The organism is Methanoculleus sp., assembly GCF_036677455.1.
GTDB lineage: Archaea > Halobacteriota > Methanomicrobia > Methanomicrobiales > Methanoculleaceae > Methanoculleus.
Window position 1 is genome coordinate 15,802 of the sequence record NZ_JAVBWL010000042.1, and the last position, 19,549, is coordinate 35,350.

Annotated in this window: 19 protein-coding genes; 11 read left to right on the top strand and 8 right to left on the bottom strand. The window is 61.8% G+C overall.

The genetic code is table 11. The features are described from left to right. Positions 1–27: 27 nt before the first annotated feature. The 8 genes from amrB to V6K60_RS09495 all read left to right on the top strand — a co-directional run bounded on the left by amrB (position 28) and on the right by V6K60_RS09495 (position 8,276). Positions 28–816 carry an AmmeMemoRadiSam system protein B gene (amrB, locus tag V6K60_RS09460; protein WP_332450274.1) on the top strand — a complete coding sequence of 263 codons (789 nt, stop codon included), beginning with the start codon at positions 28–30 and terminating at the stop codon, positions 814–816. Next, entirely contained in the window at positions 817–1,686 is an 870-nt protein-coding gene (gene mvk, locus V6K60_RS09465; protein ID WP_332450275.1) for a mevalonate kinase, read from the top strand. Next, positions 1,679–2,443: an isopentenyl phosphate kinase gene (locus tag V6K60_RS09470; RefSeq protein ID WP_332450276.1), complete on the top strand. Its 765-nt coding sequence runs from the start codon at positions 1,679–1,681 to the stop codon at positions 2,441–2,443. The genes mvk and V6K60_RS09470 overlap by 8 nt, the downstream gene beginning before the upstream one ends. After that, positions 2,440–3,492, top strand: coding sequence for a type 2 isopentenyl-diphosphate Delta-isomerase (gene fni / locus V6K60_RS09475; RefSeq protein WP_332450277.1), 1,053 nt, complete (start codon positions 2,440–2,442; stop codon positions 3,490–3,492). Before V6K60_RS09470 ends, fni begins: the two co-directional genes overlap by 4 nt. 29 nt (positions 3,493–3,521) lie before the next feature. Next, on the top strand, positions 3,522–4,859 hold the full coding sequence (locus V6K60_RS09480; protein WP_332450278.1) for an RNase J family beta-CASP ribonuclease: 1,338 nt from the start codon (positions 3,522–3,524) through the stop codon (positions 4,857–4,859). Between the two features lie 10 nt (positions 4,860–4,869). Next, positions 4,870–5,835 (top strand): polyprenyl synthetase family protein, encoded by a 966-nt coding sequence (locus V6K60_RS09485; RefSeq protein ID WP_332450279.1) that lies wholly within the window; start codon positions 4,870–4,872, stop codon positions 5,833–5,835. 4 nt (positions 5,836–5,839) lie between these two features. Continuing rightward, positions 5,840–7,525: a glutamate--tRNA ligase gene (locus V6K60_RS09490; RefSeq protein ID WP_332450280.1), complete on the top strand. Its 1,686-nt coding sequence runs from the start codon at positions 5,840–5,842 to the stop codon at positions 7,523–7,525. 199 nt (positions 7,526–7,724) lie between these two features. Next, the gene (locus V6K60_RS09495) at positions 7,725–8,276 is read left to right on the top strand and encodes an FmdE family protein (RefSeq protein ID WP_332450281.1); all 552 of its coding nucleotides are present in this window, start codon (positions 7,725–7,727) and stop codon (positions 8,274–8,276) included. A gap of 19 nt (positions 8,277–8,295) precedes the next feature. Here V6K60_RS09495 and V6K60_RS09500 read toward each other — a convergent pair whose 3' ends face one another. The 7 genes from V6K60_RS09500 to V6K60_RS09530 all read right to left on the bottom strand — a co-directional run bounded on the left by V6K60_RS09500 (position 8,296) and on the right by V6K60_RS09530 (position 15,139). Then, complete coding sequence (locus tag V6K60_RS09500; RefSeq protein WP_332450282.1) at positions 8,296–9,162, bottom strand: class I SAM-dependent methyltransferase; 867 nt, start codon at positions 9,160–9,162, stop codon at positions 8,296–8,298. A 16-nt stretch (positions 9,163–9,178) separates the two neighbouring features. Next, entirely contained in the window at positions 9,179–10,039 is an 861-nt protein-coding gene (locus tag V6K60_RS09505) for a class I SAM-dependent methyltransferase (protein ID WP_332450283.1), read from the bottom strand. Positions 10,040–10,045: 6 nt separating this feature from the next. Then, positions 10,046–11,239, bottom strand: a complete 1,194-nt coding sequence (locus V6K60_RS09510; protein WP_332450284.1) for an ABC transporter substrate-binding protein — start codon at positions 11,237–11,239, stop codon at positions 10,046–10,048. A 126-nt stretch (positions 11,240–11,365) separates the two neighbouring features. Continuing rightward, a complete protein-coding gene (locus V6K60_RS09515; RefSeq protein WP_332450285.1) occupies positions 11,366–12,169 on the bottom strand; it encodes an ABC transporter ATP-binding protein in 804 nt (267 codons plus the stop codon). Then, entirely contained in the window at positions 12,166–13,320 is a 1,155-nt protein-coding gene (locus V6K60_RS09520) for a FecCD family ABC transporter permease (RefSeq protein WP_332450286.1), read from the bottom strand. The genes V6K60_RS09515 and V6K60_RS09520 overlap by 4 nt, the downstream gene beginning before the upstream one ends. A 240-nt stretch (positions 13,321–13,560) precedes the next feature. Further along, positions 13,561–14,409 (bottom strand): DUF364 domain-containing protein, encoded by an 849-nt coding sequence (locus V6K60_RS09525; protein WP_332450287.1) that lies wholly within the window; start codon positions 14,407–14,409, stop codon positions 13,561–13,563. A gap of 88 nt (positions 14,410–14,497) precedes the next feature. Then, positions 14,498–15,139, bottom strand: a complete 642-nt coding sequence (locus V6K60_RS09530) for a tetratricopeptide repeat protein (protein ID WP_332450288.1) — start codon at positions 15,137–15,139, stop codon at positions 14,498–14,500. Between the two features lie 90 nt (positions 15,140–15,229). Between V6K60_RS09530 and V6K60_RS09535 the strand changes: the two genes are divergently transcribed. Next, entirely contained in the window at positions 15,230–15,736 is a 507-nt protein-coding gene (locus tag V6K60_RS09535; protein ID WP_332450289.1) for a flavodoxin domain-containing protein, read from the top strand. A gap of 95 nt (positions 15,737–15,831) precedes the next feature. After that, positions 15,832–17,385 carry an MBL fold metallo-hydrolase gene (locus tag V6K60_RS09540; protein WP_332450290.1) on the top strand — a complete coding sequence of 518 codons (1,554 nt, stop codon included), beginning with the start codon at positions 15,832–15,834 and terminating at the stop codon, positions 17,383–17,385. Positions 17,386–17,416: 31 nt separating this feature from the next. On the opposite strand, the gene V6K60_RS09545 is transcribed toward V6K60_RS09540, so the two are convergent. Beyond that, positions 17,417–18,730: an APC family permease gene (locus V6K60_RS09545; protein WP_332450291.1), complete on the bottom strand. Its 1,314-nt coding sequence runs from the start codon at positions 18,728–18,730 to the stop codon at positions 17,417–17,419. 229 nt (positions 18,731–18,959) lie between these two features. Here V6K60_RS09545 and V6K60_RS09550 point away from each other — a divergent pair, with 229 nt between their 5' ends. Next, positions 18,960–19,412, top strand: coding sequence for a hemerythrin domain-containing protein (locus tag V6K60_RS09550; protein WP_332450292.1), 453 nt, complete (start codon positions 18,960–18,962; stop codon positions 19,410–19,412). Positions 19,413–19,549: the final 137 nt, after the last annotated feature.

Here is a 19,549-nt window from a genome sequence, read left to right on the forward strand (position 1 = left end):
GACCCGAAGGCACAAGAGCTCATCTTGATGGATATGCGACCATGCAGTGTAGCGGGAATGTTCTATCCTGCCGAGCCCCGGCATCTGGAGCAGCTGCTGGAGACATTCTTCCAGAAGAAAGCCCCGGGCATCGATGCCCGGGGTATCGTCTCTCCCCACGCAGGTTACGTCTACTCAGGAGAGACCGGAGCCTGTGCCTTCTCCACCATACCACCTGATTTTGACGGCACCTTCCTGGTCGTCGGGCCAAGTCACCGGGGGTACACGACCTGTGCCTCCGCCGTGCCCTGGGAGACGCCGCTCGGGATCGTCGACGTTGACAAAGCACTCGTCGACGCACTGGGACTCGATATCGATGAGGCGGCCCACGAGAACGAGCACTCGATCGAGGTGCAGATGCCGTTCATCAAATACCGGTTCCCGAGAGCGAGGATTGCACCCATCCTGATGGGCGACCAGAGTTACCGGGCCGCAACGAGCCTTGCAGAGCAGGTGCTCCGGGCTGTCGAGCGCACAGAACGGAACGTGCGGATCGTCGCCTCAAGCGACTTCTCTCACTATGTCCCGGACGGGGTAGCCCGCAGGCAGGACCTCGCGGCGATCGATGCGCTCGCGACCCTGGACATACCTGAGTTTTACCGGCGGCTCCGGGAGAGCGGCGCTACGGTCTGCGGCTACGGCCCGATCGCCACGATGTGCACCGCCTGCCGAACGCTTGGTGCAACGAGAGGAGAACTCTTGCGGTATACGACAAGCGGCGATGTGACGGGCGACTTCGATCAGGTAGTGGGGTATGCAGCGATAGCGGTGGTGTAATTGGCAACGTGGAGCGCGCCGGGTAAGGTCTTCCTCTTCGGCGAGCATGCGGTGGTCTACGGGAAACCGGGTGTCGCGATGGCGATAAAGCCCCGTGTCTACGTCACGGTGAGGCAATCCCGGAATCCGACGCGCCCGAAGTCGCCCTACATAGACGAGTGCTTCAGGCGGATGGGCGTACGGGGCAGCGTCTACGTTCACTCGCAACTCCAGAGTTCATCCGGGCTTGGATCTTCGGCTGCGGTGACGGTGGCGACGCTCTGTGCGATCAACGACGAGTTCAATCTCGGGCGCACCCGTGAGGCCATCGCCGATATCGCATTCTCGATAGAGAAGAAGGTCCAGAAAGGGAGGGCAAGCCCCACCGACACCTACGTCTGTGCAAACGGGGGGATGGTCCTCATCACGGGGACATCCAAGCGGAGACTCCCCCCACAGGGATTGCAGATCGTTGTGGGAAATACCCTTGTCCCGCACAGCACCGCGAAGATGGTGGAACTGGTCGGAGACCTCCAGAAGAAACACCCGGAGATCGCAAACCCGATCCTGGACGCGATCGGGAACGTGACGCTCGCTGCCCTCCATACCATCAACAACCCGAAGGAACTGGGGCAGTGCATGGACATGAACAACGCCCTCTTAGAAGCGCTCGGCGTGGGACACCCGGCAAGCAGCAAACTCGTGCTTGCGGCAAGGGCGAGCGGCGCCTACGGGGCGAAGATCACCGGGGCAGGAGGCGGCGGGTGCATCATCGCCCTCTGCCCGCGTCGCGCAAAGAGCCGGGTCGCCGGGGCCATCGAGGCCTGCGAGGGAAAAGCCATCATCACCACGATAGACACCGACGGTGCGAGAAAAGAGAAGCATGAATGAGACCGTGATACTGAAACTGGGGGGGAGCGTGATCACCGACAAGTCGGGCGAGTGCGCGATCGATCACGCCCGCCTGCACGAGGTTGCGGAAGTCCTCGCCGCACGGCCAGCCGCTAGACTCGTGCTCGTCCACGGTGCGGGGTCCTGCGGACATCCGGAGGCCCGGCGCTACCGTATCAACGACGGCCTCACCCGGGAGAACGTCCCGGGCGTCCACCAGACGCACGCTGCCGTATCGAGCCTGAACGCCGCGGTCGTCGGTGCCCTGCGGGATGCGGGCGTCGAGGCGATCGGCATCCACCCGTTCGACCTGGGGGTCGCCGAGGACGGACGCCTGGTCTCGTTTGAGACCCGCCATATCGCCGAGATGACAGAACACGGTATTGTGCCCGTGCTGCACGGCGATGTGGTGATGGACCTTCTTCGGGGGTCGTGCATCGTCTCAGGCGACCAGCTGGTGACCCGGCTTGCCGTTGCACTCGCGAGCCGGCGCGTGGGGCTTGCAACGGACGTTCCCGGTGTCCTCGCGGACGGAGCGGTTGTTCCGCGGATCGACCGGAGTACCGCCGAATCGCTCGCTATCGGCGGATCGGCCAGGACCGACGTGACCGGAGGCATGCAGGGCAAGATCAGAGAACTCCTTGCGCTGGCCGATGCCGGCACCGACGCGCATATCTTCCACATCTCAAAGCTCGGCCAGTTCCTGGACGGCACGGAGCACGGTGGAACGATCGTGACGAAACGAGGCAGACCATGACAGGAGAGACCGCCACATCCTCAAGGAAACGGGATCACCTGCTCATCTGCTGTGAAAAACCCATTGAGGCCGGCGACGCCGGGTTCGGAGACGTGAGGCTGGTCCATAACGCTCTTCCCGAGTGCGATATGGACGCGATCGAGACCGGGACCCGGTTTCTCGGCGCATCGCTCGACTCCCCCCTCTTCATTGCAGCGATGACCGGAGGACATCCGGACACCCTCGAGGTCAACCGGCGGCTTGCACGTGCCGCCGAGCGGTACAACCTTGGTATGGGTGTCGGTTCTCAGCGAGCGGCACTGGAAAAGCCCGAACTGGAGGAGAGTTTCGCCGTCGTGCGGGAGGAAGCGCCGCATGCCTTCCTCTGTGCGAACCTCGGTATCGTCCAGCTCCGCGACCACGGCATCGAGTGGGCGGAACGGGCTGTCGAGATGATCGATGCACAGGCGATCGCCATCCACCTCAATCCGCTCCAGGAATCGATCCAGCCGGAGGGCGATCATAACGCAGAAGGGTGCCTGGAAGCGCTCCGCACCCTCTGCGAAGAGTTCTCCCGTCCGGTCATCGTGAAGGAGACAGGTTCCGGCATATCAGCCGAGACTGCCAGGCAGGTCCGGGGAGCAGGAGCGAGCGCCATCGATATCGGCGGCCACGGAGGCACGTCCTGGGCGAAGATAGAACGCCTGCGGACAGATGACTCCGGCCTTGCCGATCTCGGGGAGGCGTTCCTCTCCTGGGGCATACCGACGGTGGTAAGCCTCTGTGAGGTGCGGACGGCAGGAGGCCCGATCATTGCGACGGGCGGACTGCGTTCAGGGATAGATATCGCGAAGGCTGTTGCACTCGGGGCAGATCTCGGGGGCATGGCGCTCCCCCTCTTAAAACCGGCCATGGAGAGCGAAGAAGCGCTCTTTGCAGCCGTCGAGGCGATGCACCGCGAACTCCGCGTGGCGATGTTCCTGACCGGATCCCGGAGAATGCGGGATCTTCGTCACACACGGACGTATATAACCGGACTGACCCGGCAGATGATTGAAAACAGCGACTAACCACACAAAAATCTCAACACGGAGACAACATGGATATCGAGATCATAGCAGTGGGCGGGTATAACGAAGTCGGCAGAAATATGACTGCCGTCCGCTGCGGAAAGGAGATTGTCATCTTTGATATGGGTCTGCGTCTGGACCAGGTGATGATCCACGAGGATGCTGATATAGAGAACATGCATTCGCTGGACCTGATCCAGATGAAGGCTATTCCTGATGATACCATCATGAATGGGGTCGAGGGGAGCGTCAAGGCGATCGTCTGTTCGCACGGGCACCTGGACCACATCGGTGCGATACCGAAACTGGCACACCGCTACAACGCCCCGATCATCAGCACGCCTTACACCTCGGAACTGATCAGACAGCAGATTGCAGGCGAACAGAAGTTCGGCGTGAACAACAAGCTCTTCGCCCTGAAGGCCGGGCAGCGCTACACCATCTCTCCGCAACTCACGCTGGAGTTCGTGCGTGCCCAGCACTCCATCATCGATACGGTCTTTCCGGTCCTGCACACGCCGCGGGGTGCGGTCATCTACGCGAACGACTTCAAACTGGACCGGACGCCGGTGATCGGGGAGCCGCCGGACTTCGCCCGGCTGCGGCAGATCGGGAAGGAGGGCGTGATCGCCCTCATCACGGAGAGCGTCAACATCGCCGACAACGGGCGATGCCCGAGCGAGAAGATAGCACGGGACCTGGTCAGGGACACCATCACGAGTTACGAGGACGACAAGAGCGCCATATTCGTCTCCACGTTCTCGTCGCACATCTCCCGTGTCAAGACCATCGCCGAGTGTGCTCACGAGATCGGCAGGAAACCGGTCCTGCTCGGGCGGTCGATGGAACGCTACAGCTCGGCGGCCGAACAGTTGAAACTGGTCGGGTTCCCCGAGTCGCTCTCGATGTTCGGCAACCGCCGGACCGTGGACCGGACGCTGCGGCGGATCATGAAGAGCGGGAAAGAGAAGTTCCTCCCGATCGTCACCGGTCACCAGGGAGAGTCGGGCGCTATCCTGACACGGATTGTGATGGGGGATACCCCCTACAAGATGGAGAAGGGCGACAAGATCCTCTTCTCGGCGCGGGTGATCCCGAACCCGATGAACCACGGGCAGCGGTACCTGGTCGAGGCACGTGCCAAGATGGCGGGCGTCCGTATCTTCGACGACCTGCACGTCTCCGGCCACGCCTACAAAGAGGACCACTACGAGTTCCTCCACCTCTTAAACCCCCAGCACATCATCCCGTCCCACGGCGACATCGGCATGACCGGCGACTACGCGAGGTTTGCGGAGGAGATGGGCTACACCCTTGGAAACGACCTCCATATCATGAGAAACGGACAGAACGTACTGATAAAGTAGGAGATGGGGCATGACGATGCTTGAAGACTACCTGGAGAAGAATGCTGACAGAATCGACAAGGTGATCCACCGCTACTTCGGAGACGTCCACGGCGACCTCTTCCGGGCGAGCGCCCACCTGCTGCTTGCAGGCGGGAAGCGTCTCCGCCCGGCGGTCGTCATACTCGCTGCAGATGCAGTGAGGAAGGGATCCTCGGACGACCTGCTCCCGGCGGCTCTCGCGCTGGAGTTGACCCACAACTTCACCCTCATCCATGACGATATCATGGACGGCGATGTCACGCGGCGCGGGGTCCCGACGGTGCACACGGTCTGGGATGAGCCGACCGCCATCCTTGCAGGCGATGTCCTCTATGCGAAGGCGTTCGAGTTCATCTGCCTCTCGGACGCGAGCGACGCGGCAAAAGTCCGGGCGACAAAGATGCTCGCCCGGACGTGCGCCGAGATCTGCGAAGGACAGAGCATGGATATGGCGTTTGAGAAGCGGGACGACGTCACGGAACTCGATTACCTGGAGATGGTCAGCAAGAAGACCGGCGTACTCTACGGCGCGTCTGCCGCCATAGGCGGGATACTCGCGGGCGCAAACCCGGTTCAGGCCGATGCCCTCTACCAGTTCGGGTTGAACAGCGGTGTTGCCTTCCAGATACAGGACGACCTCATCGACCTCTGTGCAAACACCGAGATGAGCGGCAAGGACCGCGGATCGGATATCAGGGAAGGGAAACAGACCCTGATCGCGATCAAGGCACGTGAGAAGGGGCTTGACCTCGCCCCGTACCGGAGGGAACTCACGCCCGCCGATATCGACGACCTGATAGCCCGCTTAAACGATGCAGGCATCCTCGACGAGGTCAGGGCCACGGCCGTCGAGCGGGCGGAGGTCGCAAAACAGGCGCTTGCAATCCTCCCGGACTCGGAGGAGAAAGAGATCCTTATGGAGATCGCCGATTACTTCATAGCCCGGGGCAACTGACACCATGGTAAACGATCTCGAAGACCTGCTCTTCATCTACGCGTTAGCGAACGCGGTGAAGCACGACGCGCCCCCAAAAAGCGGTACGGTCATCGGCACGGTGCTCGGCAAGCACCCGGAGTTCCGGGACCGGGCCCGGGAGCTCGGCCCTCTTGCAGCGAGGGCGATCGCGGAGGTGGCGGCGATGAGCGCGGCGGAGCGCAAAAGCCGCCTTCTCGAACTCGCTCCCGAACTCCTTGCCGAACAGAGCGAGACGCACGAGCACACGCGGGTCCTCCCCGCCCTTGAGGGGGCGGAGGGCGGCGTGGTGATGCGGTTTGCGCCGAACCCGAGCGGGCCGCTGCACCTCGGGCACGCCAGGGCCTCCATCCTGAACGATTACTATGTCAAACGCTACGGGGGCCGGTATGTCCTCCGTATCGAGGACACCGATCCGAAACGGGTCGATCCCGAGGCGTACACGATGGTGCAGGAGGATATCGAGTGGTTGGGACTCGGGATCACCGATATCGTCTACCAGAGCGACAGGCTCGAGATCTACTACGACTGGTGCAGGAAGCTGATCGAACTCGGCGGGGCCTACGTCTGTGTCTGCGACGCAGAACGCTTCCGGGAGCTCAAACTCAACGGGAAGGCCTGCCCCTGCCGGGAGCTGACGATTGAGGAGAACCTGGAACTCTGGCAGCAGATGCTTGATGGGGAGTTCTACGAGGGTGACGTGACCGTCCGGGTGAAGACGGATCTCACCCACCCCGACCCGGCGATGCGGGACTACTCCGCGATGCGGATCGTGAACGCGCCCCTCCACCCGCGGGTGGAGAACACGGTCTTTCCGCTGATGAACTTCTCGGTCGCGGTCGACGACCACCTGCTGGGGATCACCCACGTCATCCGCGGGAAGGACCACATCGCGAACACGAGACGGCAGCGTTACATCTTCGACTACTTCGGCTGGAAGCCGCCGGTCTACCGTCACTACGGCCGGATGGGGATATCGGGCGTCGTCCTCTCGACATCGGGGATGCGCGAAGGGATCCGGAGCGGGCTCTATACCGGGTGGGACGACATCCACCTCGGGACGATGCGGGCGATCGCACGCCGCGGCATCGAGCCCGAGGCGGTCCGGAACGCCATGATCGATATCGGTATCGGGGAGACCGACATATCGTTCTCGTGGGAGAACCTGTATGCCCGGAACAAGGAGATCGTCGACCCGAAGGCGAACCGCTACTTCTTCGTGCCCGACCCGGTCGAGGTCGTCGTCGAAGGCGCCCCGCTCCGCGAGGCCCACGCGGCGCTCCACCCGAGCGACCCCTCCCGGGGGGTCAGGACGCTCGTCACCGCTGGAAGGATCCTCCTCCCGCGGGGAGATATCGAGGGGCGGAGCATGGTCCGGCTAAAAGACCTCTACAACGTCAGGATCGCATGGGATGGCGATACGCCGCAGGTATCCTACGCGGGCGACGCGCTCGAAGACGCCCGGCGCGAGAAGGCGCCGATCATCCAGTGGCTGCCGGCGGACGCAAGACTCCCCTGCACCCTCCTGCAGCAGGACGGGAGCCTCGAAGGGTTCTGCGAACTGCCGGTCGCCGGGGAGGCGGACCGTGTCGTCCAGTTCGAGCGGATAGGGTTTGCCCGGATCGACTCGGTCGAGGACGGCCGGGTGAGCGCGTATTTCGCGCACCGATAGGGCAATTCATCCTCTTTTTCGAGAGGGGGGGCGGCCGGGGACGTTAGGGCCGCACCTCTCCCCTATCATCGAGGCAGGTACCGTGGAACGTCCGATAAGATCATCTATTTAACTTTTTTGAAATATCAAAAACTATTTGTTTACCCCACTAGAGACCTATACCGTATGAAGCTAGCGGAACGGATGGCGGGGAGAACCGATGGCTGACATCGATCTCCTCCTGGCACGGGCAAAAGAGTTCCACGGTGATGTCTGCCCCGGGATCGTGCTCGGGACCCGGATGACGATGATCGGGATGCGGGAACTCCGGATGGACCCGATGGTGAGAAACCGGGATCTCATCGTCTACGTAGAGATCGACCGCTGCATCACGGATGCAGTCCAGGCGATCACGGGGTGCTCGCTCGGCCGCCGCACGCTGAAATACCGGCCCTACGGCAAGTTTGCCGCCACGTTCATCAACCTCGCGACAGGGGATGCCGTCAGGGTCTCGGCCCGGGAGAAGGAGCGGACGGAGAAGCCCGGTTCCGAAGCAGCAACCGCGCTGCTCGACGCACCGGAGGAGGACCTCTTCAGGGTGCAGAGGGTCAGGGTCGCGATCCCGGAGGGCGACCTCCCCGGCTTCCCGAAGAACCGGACCCGCTGCAGCAGGTGCGGCGAGACGATCCTGGACGACAAAGAGATTGTGGCAGAAGAGACGATCCTCTGCGGGAATTGCGCCCGGGGATCGTATTACACAGAGATAGACTGAAGATGGGTTTCGGGTGGGATCACCCTTCTTCCTTCTCCCACCAGATGTGAGCGGTTCGCGAACAGCCCGGGAGAACGTACTCCGAACCTTCCCTGACCGCCCGTTCCAGGAGATACTCATCGACGATCTCCCGCTGCCAGTCCTCCGTAACGGAGAGATGGGCGTAATAATCCTCTTTCATGTCTTCAAGCCTGGAGTAGCGCTTGCTCCTGTCCCGGGTCTCGACCTGCACGTTCGCGTAGATGCCCAGCTGGCAGAGGACGTTCCATAAGAGACCGGCGTTCGCTTCGCTGTAGTAGGGCTCGCCGTGCAGCGCCGGCCAGAGCTCGTCGTTACCTCCCGAAGCAGACGGGGAGGAGAAGAACCAGTAGAGGTGTACCGCGTGCTCTGCCGCCGCATCCATCTTGAGGAGACTGGTGCGGATATCGCCCATGACAAGAGACCGCGAGGCAATGACGATGTCGTGCACCCCCGCCTCTTCCGGGCTGACATCCTCCCAGCAGCCGCGGATCTCACGGATCGGAGGAGCGTTCACCTGCCGGCGGTAGTTCTCCATCGCCGCACCCATGGGGGCCGACGGCTCGACAACCGTGACCCTGCAGCCCGCGAGAGCAAGAGGAACCGCAAGGGTCCCCGGACCCGCACCGATATCGAGGACCGATGAGTCCGGCGGGATCTGCATCCCGGCGATCTGGCTCTCGATACGGGACCGGTCTCCGGAGATGACATTGCGGACAAACCGGTCGACCACATCCGGGTTCGACCAGAACTTCCCGCGTTCCTCGCCCAACTTCTCCTTCTGTGCAAAAGAACGGGCATGTTGTTCATCCCACAAACGGGCGTAATCGATCGTGGTGCCGGAGGCACCGGGGGTTTCATACTGCATACTACCTCGCTAGAAATCACAAAACGTGACCGGATCTCTCTCCTGCTCCGGGGAACTTCTCCCACCGGATATGGGCCGTCTTCGATGACCCCGGGATACAGAACCCGGTCCTGGTTCGCATAATCCGCTCGTGCACGAACGCCGTGACGATCTCCCGCTGCCGGTCGTCCCGGGCATACAGGCGCCGGCAGTAGTCGGCAACGGCCTCCTCCTCGGTCGGGTAGCGCTGCCCTTTCTCCACGTCTTCGACCGTGAGATCCGGGTAGATCCCGAGCTGGCAGAGACAGTTCCAGAGGAGATCCGCCGTCGGCTCGGCAGCAAACTCGCTTCCGTGGAGTTTCGGCCAGAGACTGAAGTTCGCTCCAGTCCACGCAGGCGGCGTCAGGAACCAGAAGAGGTGCACCGACCGCTTCGCCGCCAAGTCAATCTTTTTGAGGGAAGGGCCGATGTCGTCGAGCGCGAGCGAGAACGAAGCGACGACGACATCGTGCGTCCCCACCTCCGCAGGGTCCGCATCCTCCCACCGGGAGGGGATCTCGCGGATCTCCGGAGCCCCGGAGAACTCCCGGTACTCCTTCATCGCGGCCCGCATCCCGGCGGACGGCTCCACGACCATGACGTCGCAGCCCGCGAGAGCAAGGGGGACGGCGAGGGTCCCCGGACCCGCCCCGATGTCGAGCACCGTGGACCCGGGAGGGATCTGCATCGCCGCAATCTGGTCAACGATGCGCGACCGGTCGCCGTTCATCAGCCGGTCCACAAACCGGCGAATGTTCTCCGGGTCTTCCCAGAAACTTTTGCCGTCATTCCAGGTCTCCTTCTGGCGGTTCGCCGCCTCGTGCTGCTCGTCCCAGAGAGCGATATGGTCGACCGCCATACAAACTCACCGGTTGCGTCCCCATCCGGCAACAACCGCTGCTGCAGCAAGACCTGCAAGAACGCCGAAGAGCGGGGCCGGGGCCTGCGTTGCCTGTGCCGACGCAGACACCGGTGCAGGCTTTGCATACACCATCAGGTCGTCCAGCTCCGCATCCGTCAGGTCGTATTTGAAGAAGAGCGAGTAGAACTCCTTGACGCGCTCATCGATGTCGTAGTCGAAGACGTCCGGGTACATCAGGTTGCCGAGCCAGATCATCGAGAGCAGCCGCTGAATCGACGGCGGGCCGCCCATCCAGTTGTAGGGGCCGTTAGGCGCCTCGTAGACATTGCCGTTCTTGACCGCGGAGAGCGACCGCCACATCGGGTCGGTCATGATCGTGTTGTACTTGGCGTGCCCGTCGGCATACTCCACGATGATGTAGTCGGGATTCAACTGAATGATATCCTCCATCGTGTACTCGTCGCCCGTCCCGCTGCCGGTCTTCGCGGGCTGCGCGAGGTTCTCACCGAGATAATCGATTACCTCGGCATGATACGACCCTTCTCCGATCATGGATACGGAGTTGCCGTCGATGACGGTCACGTAGATCAGGGACTTCTTATTCTCGCCGACCTCCTTCATGCCGGCATCAAACTCGGCGAGGAGTGCGGAGACGTAGTCGGAGAGTTCCTGGCCGCGTTCCGGGCGGGAAAGGAGTTCCCCGAGTTTCACGTAGGAGCCGGGGATATCCTCGAGTCTGTTCTGGGTGACAAACGCGAACGCCACACCGGTTTTGGACTGGATATCATCGAGATCCGCCTTCATGGTCGGCTTTGCCTCGCCGATGTCCAGAACCACGTCGATCTTGAGCTGTTTGTCCAGTTCCATGATCGACTCAGGGTTCATGGTCGAGGCTTTGGAGCCGTAGAACTGGCCGGTGACCGGAAGCGTCAGAAGCCGGGGATCGATGTACTTTGCCTGGGCATCGGTGAAATCACTCGAGACGCTCACGAAGAGGTCCTGATCGAGCGAGTAGAGTACGATCTGTGCCAGGGGGCCGGACGGCGAGACCGCGTCGATCTCGACCGGCAGGATAACCTCCCGGCCGATATCGTCGACGAATGTCCGGGTCTCCCCGACGTCGGCGGCGCCGCAGCATGCGACGACGGTGACGAAGAGGAGAACGAGAACCATGAGGATCTTTGTAACGTTTCTCATACACGTACCTCCCGGAAAACGGGAACTCTATTGCAGGTGTGATCTAGGCGCAGGGAGATTAAATAATTTACATTACATTTTTTGTTTAGTAAAAACATATAAATTAACATATATGCTACTCATGCGCTACTCATGCTTCCCGACCCCACCGTCGATCGGGATGCAGAGGTTGTGGCGGCGTGAGCCGTACTGGTAATCCTCGATATGTACATCCACGCCGTAGACCTCCTTGATCAGGTCGGCGTCCAGGACATCCTCCGGCGTTCCGTCGGCGATCACCCTCCCGCCGTAGATCATCAGCGTCCGGTTCGCGTAGAGGAACGCATGGTCCGGGTTGTGGGTCGAGAGGATGATGATGTAGCCATCCTTCGCGAGATCCGATATCCGGCACATCACCCGGAACTGGTTGCCGTAATCAAGGTTTGCCGTCGGCTCGTCCATGATCAGGATCGTTGCCTTCTGCACGAGTGCCCGGGCGATCAGGGCAAGCTGCCGCTCGCCGCCGCTGATCTCGCCGTATCCCGCATCCCGGAGATGAGCGATACCGAGGCTCTCCATCGCCGCATACGCCTCATCGATCTGGTTCTGCTTCGGCGTGCCAAGCAGGCGCACCTGATTGGTCAGGCCCATCAGGACCACGTCCAGCACCGTGTAGTTGAAGACGGGATACGTCGACTGGGGGATGTAGGCGACATGCCTGGCAATCTCCTTGTGATCGAGCGTCTTGATATCCCGGCCGTTCAGCCGGATACTGCCCCGGTAGTTGCGCAGAAATCCGAGGATGCACCGGAACATCGTACTCTTCCCGACTCCGTTCGGCCCGAGCACGGCGAGGAGATCCCCTTCCTTCACCGAGAACGAGAGATCGTCCAGGACCAGGCGGGTACGCCTGCCGTAGGCAAAGGAGAGGTGGGATATCTCCAGGCTCATGACCGTCTCCCTCCCATCATCAGCAGATAGGCAAAGATCGGCGCTCCGACGAACGCGGTGAGGATGCCGAGCGGCACCTCGGTGGTTGCGATCGTCCGGGCGAAGTTGTCCACCAGCAGGAGAAACCCGCCGCCCATGATCACTGCCGCAGGGATGATCTTCCGGTAGTCGTAGCCGAAGATCATCCTGCAGAAGTGCGGGATGACGAGGCCGACCCAGCCGATGATGCCGGAGATGGAGACGGCGACCGCCGTGACGAGCGTTGCACAGAGGATCACGACCAACCGGAGCAGGTGGGTGTTGATCCCCATGCTCTTCGCCTCGTCCTCGCCGAGGGTGAGGACGTTCATCCTCCAGCGGAGCAGGTAGAGGGGGATGAGGCCGATGACGATCACCACGCCTGCAAAGCAGACATCCTCCATCGTCGCGCCGGCAAGGCTGCCCATCAGCCAGTAGGTGATGGCCGGCAGCTGGTCGTTGGTATCGGCGACGAGTTTGATGTAGGAGGTGGATGCGGAGAAGAGGCTGGCGACAAGGATTCCGGCAAGGACCATCCCGAGGGTGGGGTTTCCTCTCGTCAGGCGGCTGACCGCATACGCGGTGCCGACCGCAACAAGGCCTCCGGCGAACGCGAAGGTCGTGATCGCCCCGGTCCCGAGGTAGAGGTAGATGGCAAGGGCTGCGCCGAAACCGGCACCGGCGGATGCCCCGAGGATATCGGGAGAGACCAGGGGGTTCTGAAACATCCCCTGGTATGCGGCGCCGGCCGTCGAGAGGGCGGCCCCGACGAGAAGTGCCGCAAGGATCCGCGGCAGGCGGATGTTGAAGACGACGCTGTACATCGCCTCGTCCCAGGTCTCCGCCACGGGAATGAACGGCGAGAGGAGAATGTGCATGATGTCGTCCAGGACCGGGATATCCAGTGACACGAAAGAATAAACGAACGGCGAGAGGAGGATGAGAACGGCGTCGGAGACGGCGAGCGAGAACCTGCCGACGGCAAACGATCCGAGGACGCAGAGGGCGGTGGCGAGTATCAGAATGATAAAACGGAACCGGTAATCGGGCAGGTCTCGATCCGATACGGACGGGGTCGATGCTGCACCGGCTGTCTGCAATCGGTCCTCAGCTGAAGCGCCGGTTGGTGCCATAAGAGGTGATCCCGTCAGTTCTGCATCCGCCATGTAGGGATATTGGTTCTTCCCCAGGGTTAAATAAATAACCTTTTATTTTTGAAATATTAATAAAAAGTAATTAACTTCCCTGACCACCTGAAATAACGATCGGTCGAAGAGAGCGGCAAGACCGTCCGCCAGCGCAGACGCCGACGGGTGAACGGGGCGGTGCCCCGGAGACGGATCCGCTCCAGAAGATGTCGTAAAAAGGTTCGTTCAGGGGGTCTCCAGCCGGCGGATGGTCGCCTTCTCCGCGGATCTGCCGAAGAAGTGGTACCCGGAACCGCCCTCGGCGATCGTATCGAGCAGCGCATCGGGGTTGGTGACGATATCCCCACCCAGCATCGTTACGCCGCGCCGGAAGAATGCGTCCGGCAGCATGCTGGCGGTCGGCCCGACGAGAACGATCGAAGCACCGGGCCGGGCGAGTCCAAGCAGGGGTTCGAGCGTGTTGTTGATGAGGGTGGTGCCCGTGATGACGAGCATATCGGCCCTGCTGACCTCTGCATCAGCCTCATCCTGAGGGACGGCATAGCGCAGTTCGTCGGGCTTCAACGTGCGCGGATCGAGTTCAAGGATCCCGAACGGCTTCCCCCGCGCCTTGAGCCGCCGGATGATCGGCACGAGCGCCCCCACCACCACGACGTATCCGTCCCCGGGCAGCGGCACGGTATCGAGGATGTCCCGCCCGGTCTCCCGGATGTAGTCGGGCCGGCGCTTCCAGCAGGACTCCGAGAGCGCGTTGAGGATGGCGATGCCGACCGCCTTCTTGAGCGGGGGCGCATGGGGGAGGTCGCGGAGAAACTCCGCGGCCCTTCGTCCCGTAAACCGGCCGGGGTAGGGCATGGCGCGGGCCGAACTCGGGCAGCAGACCGCTTCCGGGATCTCCTTGATCGGGGTGAAACAGAGGCCCCCGGAGCCGTCGCTGAGTTTGACGCCGGAAAAGATGATACCGATCACGACCCGCTCCACGGTGATGGAATCGAGATCGCCGCCGAGGATCTCCCGGATCTCTTCCAGGGTCTCATCGAGGATCGAGCCTGGGCGTGGAGGTGGAGTTGTCATATATCACCTGTTTTTCGCGTATTCGCCCATAACTTGTCCGGGTGAAGAAAGGAACGATAGGATGGGTGCCGGCGCTGCTCCGGGGCGCTCACGGTCGGGGGGCAGTCGACTTCTCCGCACGGCGGGTGAGTTCCCGGAGCACCGCCCGCGCGATCCCGGCATTGGTGTAGTCCCGCTCGGTGACGACCTCCCGGACGCAGGCTGGCACCTCGACGAACCGTTCCGCCTCACGGATCTCGGATGCGAGCGCCTCGATATCCCCCCTCTCCTGCATCCGCTCCAGGAGCCAGGCTGCAGACCCGCGCCCCGGGTCGATCGTGAGGACGGCCTCATAACAGGTTGCCGCCTCATCGTAGCGGCACATGACCCCGAGCACCCGGCCCCGGCTCTGCAAGGCGAGGATGTGATGCGGGTCCAGGGTGAGCGCCTTCTCATAACAGGCAAGGGCATCCTCGTTCCTCCCCATGGCGGCAAGAGCGTATCCTTTCCGCTGCCAGGCCGTCGCATCGTCGGGAGCAAGCGCGAGCGCTCGATCGAACGAGGCGGCCGCCCCGTCGCAACGGCCGGCTTTCATGAGAGCAAAACCCCTCCGCCGCCAGAGGACGGGGTCGTCGGGAGAGCGTTCAAGAGCCTTATCGTAGCAGACGACCGCCCTATCGTAGTCCCTTGAGATGCAGAGAGCCTGACCTCTGTGGTACCATACCCCGGCACCCTCTTCTCTCGTCGCCATCGAACCCTAAGGGGTACGCAACGCATAAGAACCTAACCTGAATATCCTCCGGTAATGTTTAAGGGCGGCTGAACGAGAGATAATGGTACTATGGCAGACAGGATCCTTGTGGCCTATGCCACCCGCTACGGCTCGACCGCAGAGGTGGCCGGGGCGATCGGCGAAGAGCTCCGCAAAGCAGGCGTTGCGGTCGATGTGCGGCCGGTGAACGATCTCGAGGATCTCTCCCCCTATCGGGCGGCCATCATCGGGAGCCCGATCTACATGGGAAAATGGCTCCCGGAGTCGCAGGTCTTCATCGAGAGGAACCAGCAGATCCTCCGCACCATCCCGGTCGCGTACTTCGCCGTGGGGCTCACGGTCTCCGATGGAGGACCCGAGACCCTCAGGAACGCGGAGGCGTCGATGGACCAGGTCAGAATGCTCGTCAACCCGGTGGAGATCGGTATCTTTCCGGGAAAACTGGAGAGCGACCGCCTCTCCTTTTCCGACCGGACCATCACCAAGCTCATCCGGGCAAAGACCGGGGACTTCCGCAACTGGGAGGCCGTCCGTGCCTGGGCGCAGACGGTGCGCGAGAAGATTGCCCCGGCGTGATCGGCCGGCACAAACAAGGGGGAACCCGGCACATGATCCCTCTTTTCCTTCGTCTGCCGGGTCCACACAAAAAAACGCTTATAGAACGACGGCTCATGTATAAAAATCATAAGGTGAACCGGGTGAACAAATACTCCTTTGTCGCCAGAATGCCCGACAAACCGGGCGCGCTGCACCGCGCGGCCGAGATCGTCAAGTCCTACTCGGGCAACATCATCCGCATCCAGTACGACCGCCGGATCGATCCCGCCACGGTCTTCTTCGAGGTGACCGCCACGCCGGAGACCTACTGCCGGATGAAGGAAGACCTCCACGCGATCGGCTACCTCCAGGAATCGCTACCCACGCTCGGGTTTCTCAAGTTCTCCGTATATCTCCCCCACGAACCCGGATCGCTCTTTGAACTCCTCACCTACATCACCGGGGCGGGGGCGAACATCGCCTACATCGATTTCGACGACCAGAGGTGCGACTGCGACTCGGGCAGGGTCACGATCAGCCTGAACGTTGAAGAGACTGCTGTCGTGGAGAGCCTGCTCGACCGGCTCAAGTCACGCTACCGTCTCGAGATCCTCGAGTACGACACGACCGGCGAAGAACTCGACGACACCGTCTTCTACATCAGGTTCGCCCAGGCGGTGCGAGGGCTGATCGGGACGGCCGAGGATGAGTTCCTGCTCTCTCTCCTGCAGGACGTCAACCACATCGTCCAGGAGCTGAACAACCTTGGCCAGGACCCGAGAGAGGTCTTCGAGTGGGTCCTGCTCACAGGAAGGACGCTCTGCAACACCACCGGAGAACAGTTCTACGCGGACGTCCAGCGGATCCATCTCGCCGACGACGTCGAGGTCTTCTGCTTCCAGATGCCGGGCGGCGGAAATATCTTCCTGCTCCGTGCCCCGGACGAGACCGTCATGATCGATACGGGATACGGGATCTACCACGATGACGCCGTGCGGATGTTCCAGCACTACGGCCTCGGAGACCTCAGCAAGATCTGCAGGATCTACCTCACCCATGCCGATGCGGATCACTGCGGGGCGGGGGGGCTCTTTGATGCAACAGCGTATACCCACGCGGGGTCACAGGAGATCATCCGCCGGGCGAACCGTGCCTATGGCTCACGCAGCGAGTCCTCGATCCTCGAGGAGGTCTACACGACGATCATCAACCTCTTCTCGCACTTCGCGCCGCCGGAGAACCTTGAACTCTTCCCGGCAGAGGCGCTCGGCACACGGTCGATCTTCCCCGTCCTCGCCCGTTTTTCGGTCCACGACCTTGAGTTCGAGGTCCTCGAGTCCCTCGGGGGGCACATGCACGGCCAGGTCTACCTCTTCTGTCCGGAGCACGGGATCATCTTCACCGCCGATACGCTGATCAACTTCGGGAGCCTCGACGAGGACCGGAAGCGCTACAACTCGCTGGCTGACCAGCTGGTGACATCGGTCAACGTCGACAGCGACCGTGCACGCCAGGAGCGTAAGGCGCTGCTGGAGTTGATCCGGGAGACGGACGAAGACCTCGCTCCACGCGGCCGCCGGTGCCTGGTCGCCTGCGGCCATGGCGCGGTTTCGGTCTTAAACGAGGGCAGACTGGAAGCAGTTGGACCGGTCGAACGCTACCTGGCCGGCGAGAAGAGAGGGAGTTAGGGGACTGGCCCAGGCCCCACTTTTCTCGGCCCTACGCCGCCTCACGAACCCGCTCTCCCCCCAGGAGTGCAATCCCTCCCCCGAGAACGACCAGCGCCCCGCCGACCAGCAGCACCAGAAAGTCCAGCTGGACAAGGAGGAAGAGGCTTGAGACGATCCCGACGACCGGGAGAACCGGCAGGGTCCCGATGCTGCCGGGTATCCGGAAGGGCCGGCGCACGTCCGGCGCACGGTATCGGAGCAGGATCACGGATGCGTTGATGACGACGAACGTCACAAAGAGCGTGAAGTTGGTGATGCTCGCGACGAAGTCGATCTCGCCGGCAAAGAGGAAGACCATGGAAGCGAGCGCAACAGCGATGATTGCCGTCCAGGGCGTCCGTGTCCGGGGATGCACCCGGGCGAAGAGCGAAGGGAGCGAGAAGGAGGACGCCATACCGTACATGATCCGGGAGGACGCCATCATCATCAAGAGGGCGGTGTTCGCCGTGGCGAAGAGGGCAATGACGGATATGAGGGTGAACGCCGCAGGGCCGAGGGCGACGGATGCGACTTCGGCGAACGGTGCCCTGGAGGCGGCGAGCTGCTCCCATCCGACGACCGAGACGGCGGCAAGGGAGACCAGCATGTAGAGGACGATGGAGATGGCAAGCGCGATCATCAGGGCGAGCGGGATGTTCTTTTCCGGGTTCCTGGTCTCTTCCGAGAGTTTCACCATCTCCTCAAACCCCATATAGGCGAAGAAGACGAGTGCAGACGCCTGCAGGAGGCCGGGGACACCATAGGGCAGTTCAAGATAGTCCACCCGCCCGAGGTAGGGGAGGCCGATCAGGATGACCATGACGATACCGCCGATCTCGATGAGCGTCATGGTGATGGCTACCCCGGCGGTCTCCTTGATGCCGGCAAAGAGTATCCCGGCAAGGACCAGGAGGATCAGGATCGCGGAGGGAAGGACCGGGAAGCCGACAAGGTCCGAGAAGTAGCCGGCAAACCCGAGAGAGACGGTCGCGGCGCCGAGGATGCCTGAGAAGATGATCAGCCAGCCGACGACGAACGCGAGCCGCCGCCCGAAGGCGTTTCTCACGTACTCGAACTCGGCGCTTGCACGGGGATACATCGACGAGAGCTCGGCATAACTCAAGGCGCTGAACCCGGCGATGGTGGCGGCGATGGCGAACGAGAGCCAGACGGCGTTGCCGGCCATGCCGGCTGCCTCCCCGAGCAGGGCGTAGATCCCGGCCCCGAGGATGATCCCCACACCCGAGAGGGTGACTGCGGGCAGACCGAGCTCGCGGCGGAGTTTCGTTTGAGTATTCGAAGCGTCCGGTTCCTCTTTCGGCATGATGATACCGTATGCGCCTCCTCCATTTATGGATTATCCGATGGACGACACTCTTCTTCAGATCAGCGACCGATGCAAAGAGGCGGAAAGGGAAGCCCACCTGCGATCGCTCCGGTGACCCTGCAGCTCCCGAATGGAGACGGTGCGGGTCTGGATCGGGATCCGGGCTTAATCTATATATACCGGACACGCCCATGCTGGCCCCCCTACAAGGGGGGAGTTGAACGCAATGGCACAGAGCGTTATTGAGATCCTGAAACAGGAGCACGAGATGGTGCTCTCACAACTCTCGGAACTATCAGGCAAGGGCACGAGCAGCCGGGAGCAGAAATACAATTCCATGAAGGAGAACCTCATACCGCATATGATCGGGGAGGAGAAAGCACTGTATCCAAGGCTCGAAGAAGATTCGGATATGCGGGACATGGCGCTTGAATCGATCGAAGAGCACAGCGCGGTCAAGACGCTGCTTTCCCAGCTCGACAGCGCATCGTCCTCAGAGGAGGACGTCTGGGTGGCGAAGTTGAAGGTGATTCAGGAGAACGTGGAGCACCATATCAGCGAGGAGGAGGAGAAGATCTTCCCGCAGATGCAACAGAAGATGAGCAGCGACGAACTCTCAAGCATCGGAAGCAGCTACGAGCAGGCGAAGAAGAGCGCAATGCCGATGGCAGCACGCTGAAATCGGCTGAACGTATGATACGAGCCGGGCATGCAGGCACCGGCACCCCCAATTTTTGACGAAACGATTAAATGACTCACCCCCTATTGCTCCTCCGGACGGAGGTCATGTATGCCACAGATTCTTGAGTTGATCCG

Excerpts from the sequence above, each read along its gene's own strand:
- V6K60_RS09490 (WP_332450280.1), top strand. The coding sequence starts at position 5,840 with ATGGTAAACGATCTCGAAGACCTGCTCTTCATCTACGCGTTAGCGAAC.
- V6K60_RS09505 (WP_332450283.1), bottom strand. The coding sequence starts at position 10,039 with ATGGCGGTCGACCATATCGCTCTCTGGGACGAGCAGCACGAGGCGGCG.
- V6K60_RS09485 (WP_332450279.1), top strand. The coding sequence starts at position 4,870 with ATGACGATGCTTGAAGACTACCTGGAGAAGAATGCTGACAGAATCGAC.
- V6K60_RS09515 (WP_332450285.1), bottom strand. The coding sequence starts at position 12,169 with ATGAGCCTGGAGATATCCCACCTCTCCTTTGCCTACGGCAGGCGTACC.
- V6K60_RS09500 (WP_332450282.1), bottom strand. The coding sequence starts at position 9,162 with ATGCAGTATGAAACCCCCGGTGCCTCCGGCACCACGATCGATTACGCC.
- V6K60_RS09520 (WP_332450286.1), bottom strand. The coding sequence starts at position 13,320 with ATGGCACCAACCGGCGCTTCAGCTGAGGACCGATTGCAGACAGCCGGT.
- V6K60_RS09525 (WP_332450287.1), bottom strand. The coding sequence starts at position 14,409 with ATGACAACTCCACCTCCACGCCCAGGCTCGATCCTCGATGAGACCCTG.
- V6K60_RS09510 (WP_332450284.1), bottom strand. The coding sequence starts at position 11,239 with ATGAGAAACGTTACAAAGATCCTCATGGTTCTCGTTCTCCTCTTCGTC.
- V6K60_RS09540 (WP_332450290.1), top strand. The coding sequence starts at position 15,832 with ATGTATAAAAATCATAAGGTGAACCGGGTGAACAAATACTCCTTTGTC.
- V6K60_RS09470 (WP_332450276.1), top strand. The coding sequence starts at position 1,679 with ATGAATGAGACCGTGATACTGAAACTGGGGGGGAGCGTGATCACCGAC.
- amrB (WP_332450274.1), top strand. The coding sequence starts at position 28 with ATGGATATGCGACCATGCAGTGTAGCGGGAATGTTCTATCCTGCCGAG.
- fni (WP_332450277.1), top strand. The coding sequence starts at position 2,440 with ATGACAGGAGAGACCGCCACATCCTCAAGGAAACGGGATCACCTGCTC.
- V6K60_RS09480 (WP_332450278.1), top strand. The coding sequence starts at position 3,522 with ATGGATATCGAGATCATAGCAGTGGGCGGGTATAACGAAGTCGGCAGA.
- V6K60_RS09530 (WP_332450288.1), bottom strand. The coding sequence starts at position 15,139 with ATGGCGACGAGAGAAGAGGGTGCCGGGGTATGGTACCACAGAGGTCAG.
- V6K60_RS09495 (WP_332450281.1), top strand. The coding sequence starts at position 7,725 with ATGGCTGACATCGATCTCCTCCTGGCACGGGCAAAAGAGTTCCACGGT.
- V6K60_RS09550 (WP_332450292.1), top strand. The coding sequence starts at position 18,960 with ATGGCACAGAGCGTTATTGAGATCCTGAAACAGGAGCACGAGATGGTG.
- V6K60_RS09535 (WP_332450289.1), top strand. The coding sequence starts at position 15,230 with ATGGCAGACAGGATCCTTGTGGCCTATGCCACCCGCTACGGCTCGACC.
- V6K60_RS09545 (WP_332450291.1), bottom strand. The coding sequence starts at position 18,730 with ATGCCGAAAGAGGAACCGGACGCTTCGAATACTCAAACGAAACTCCGC.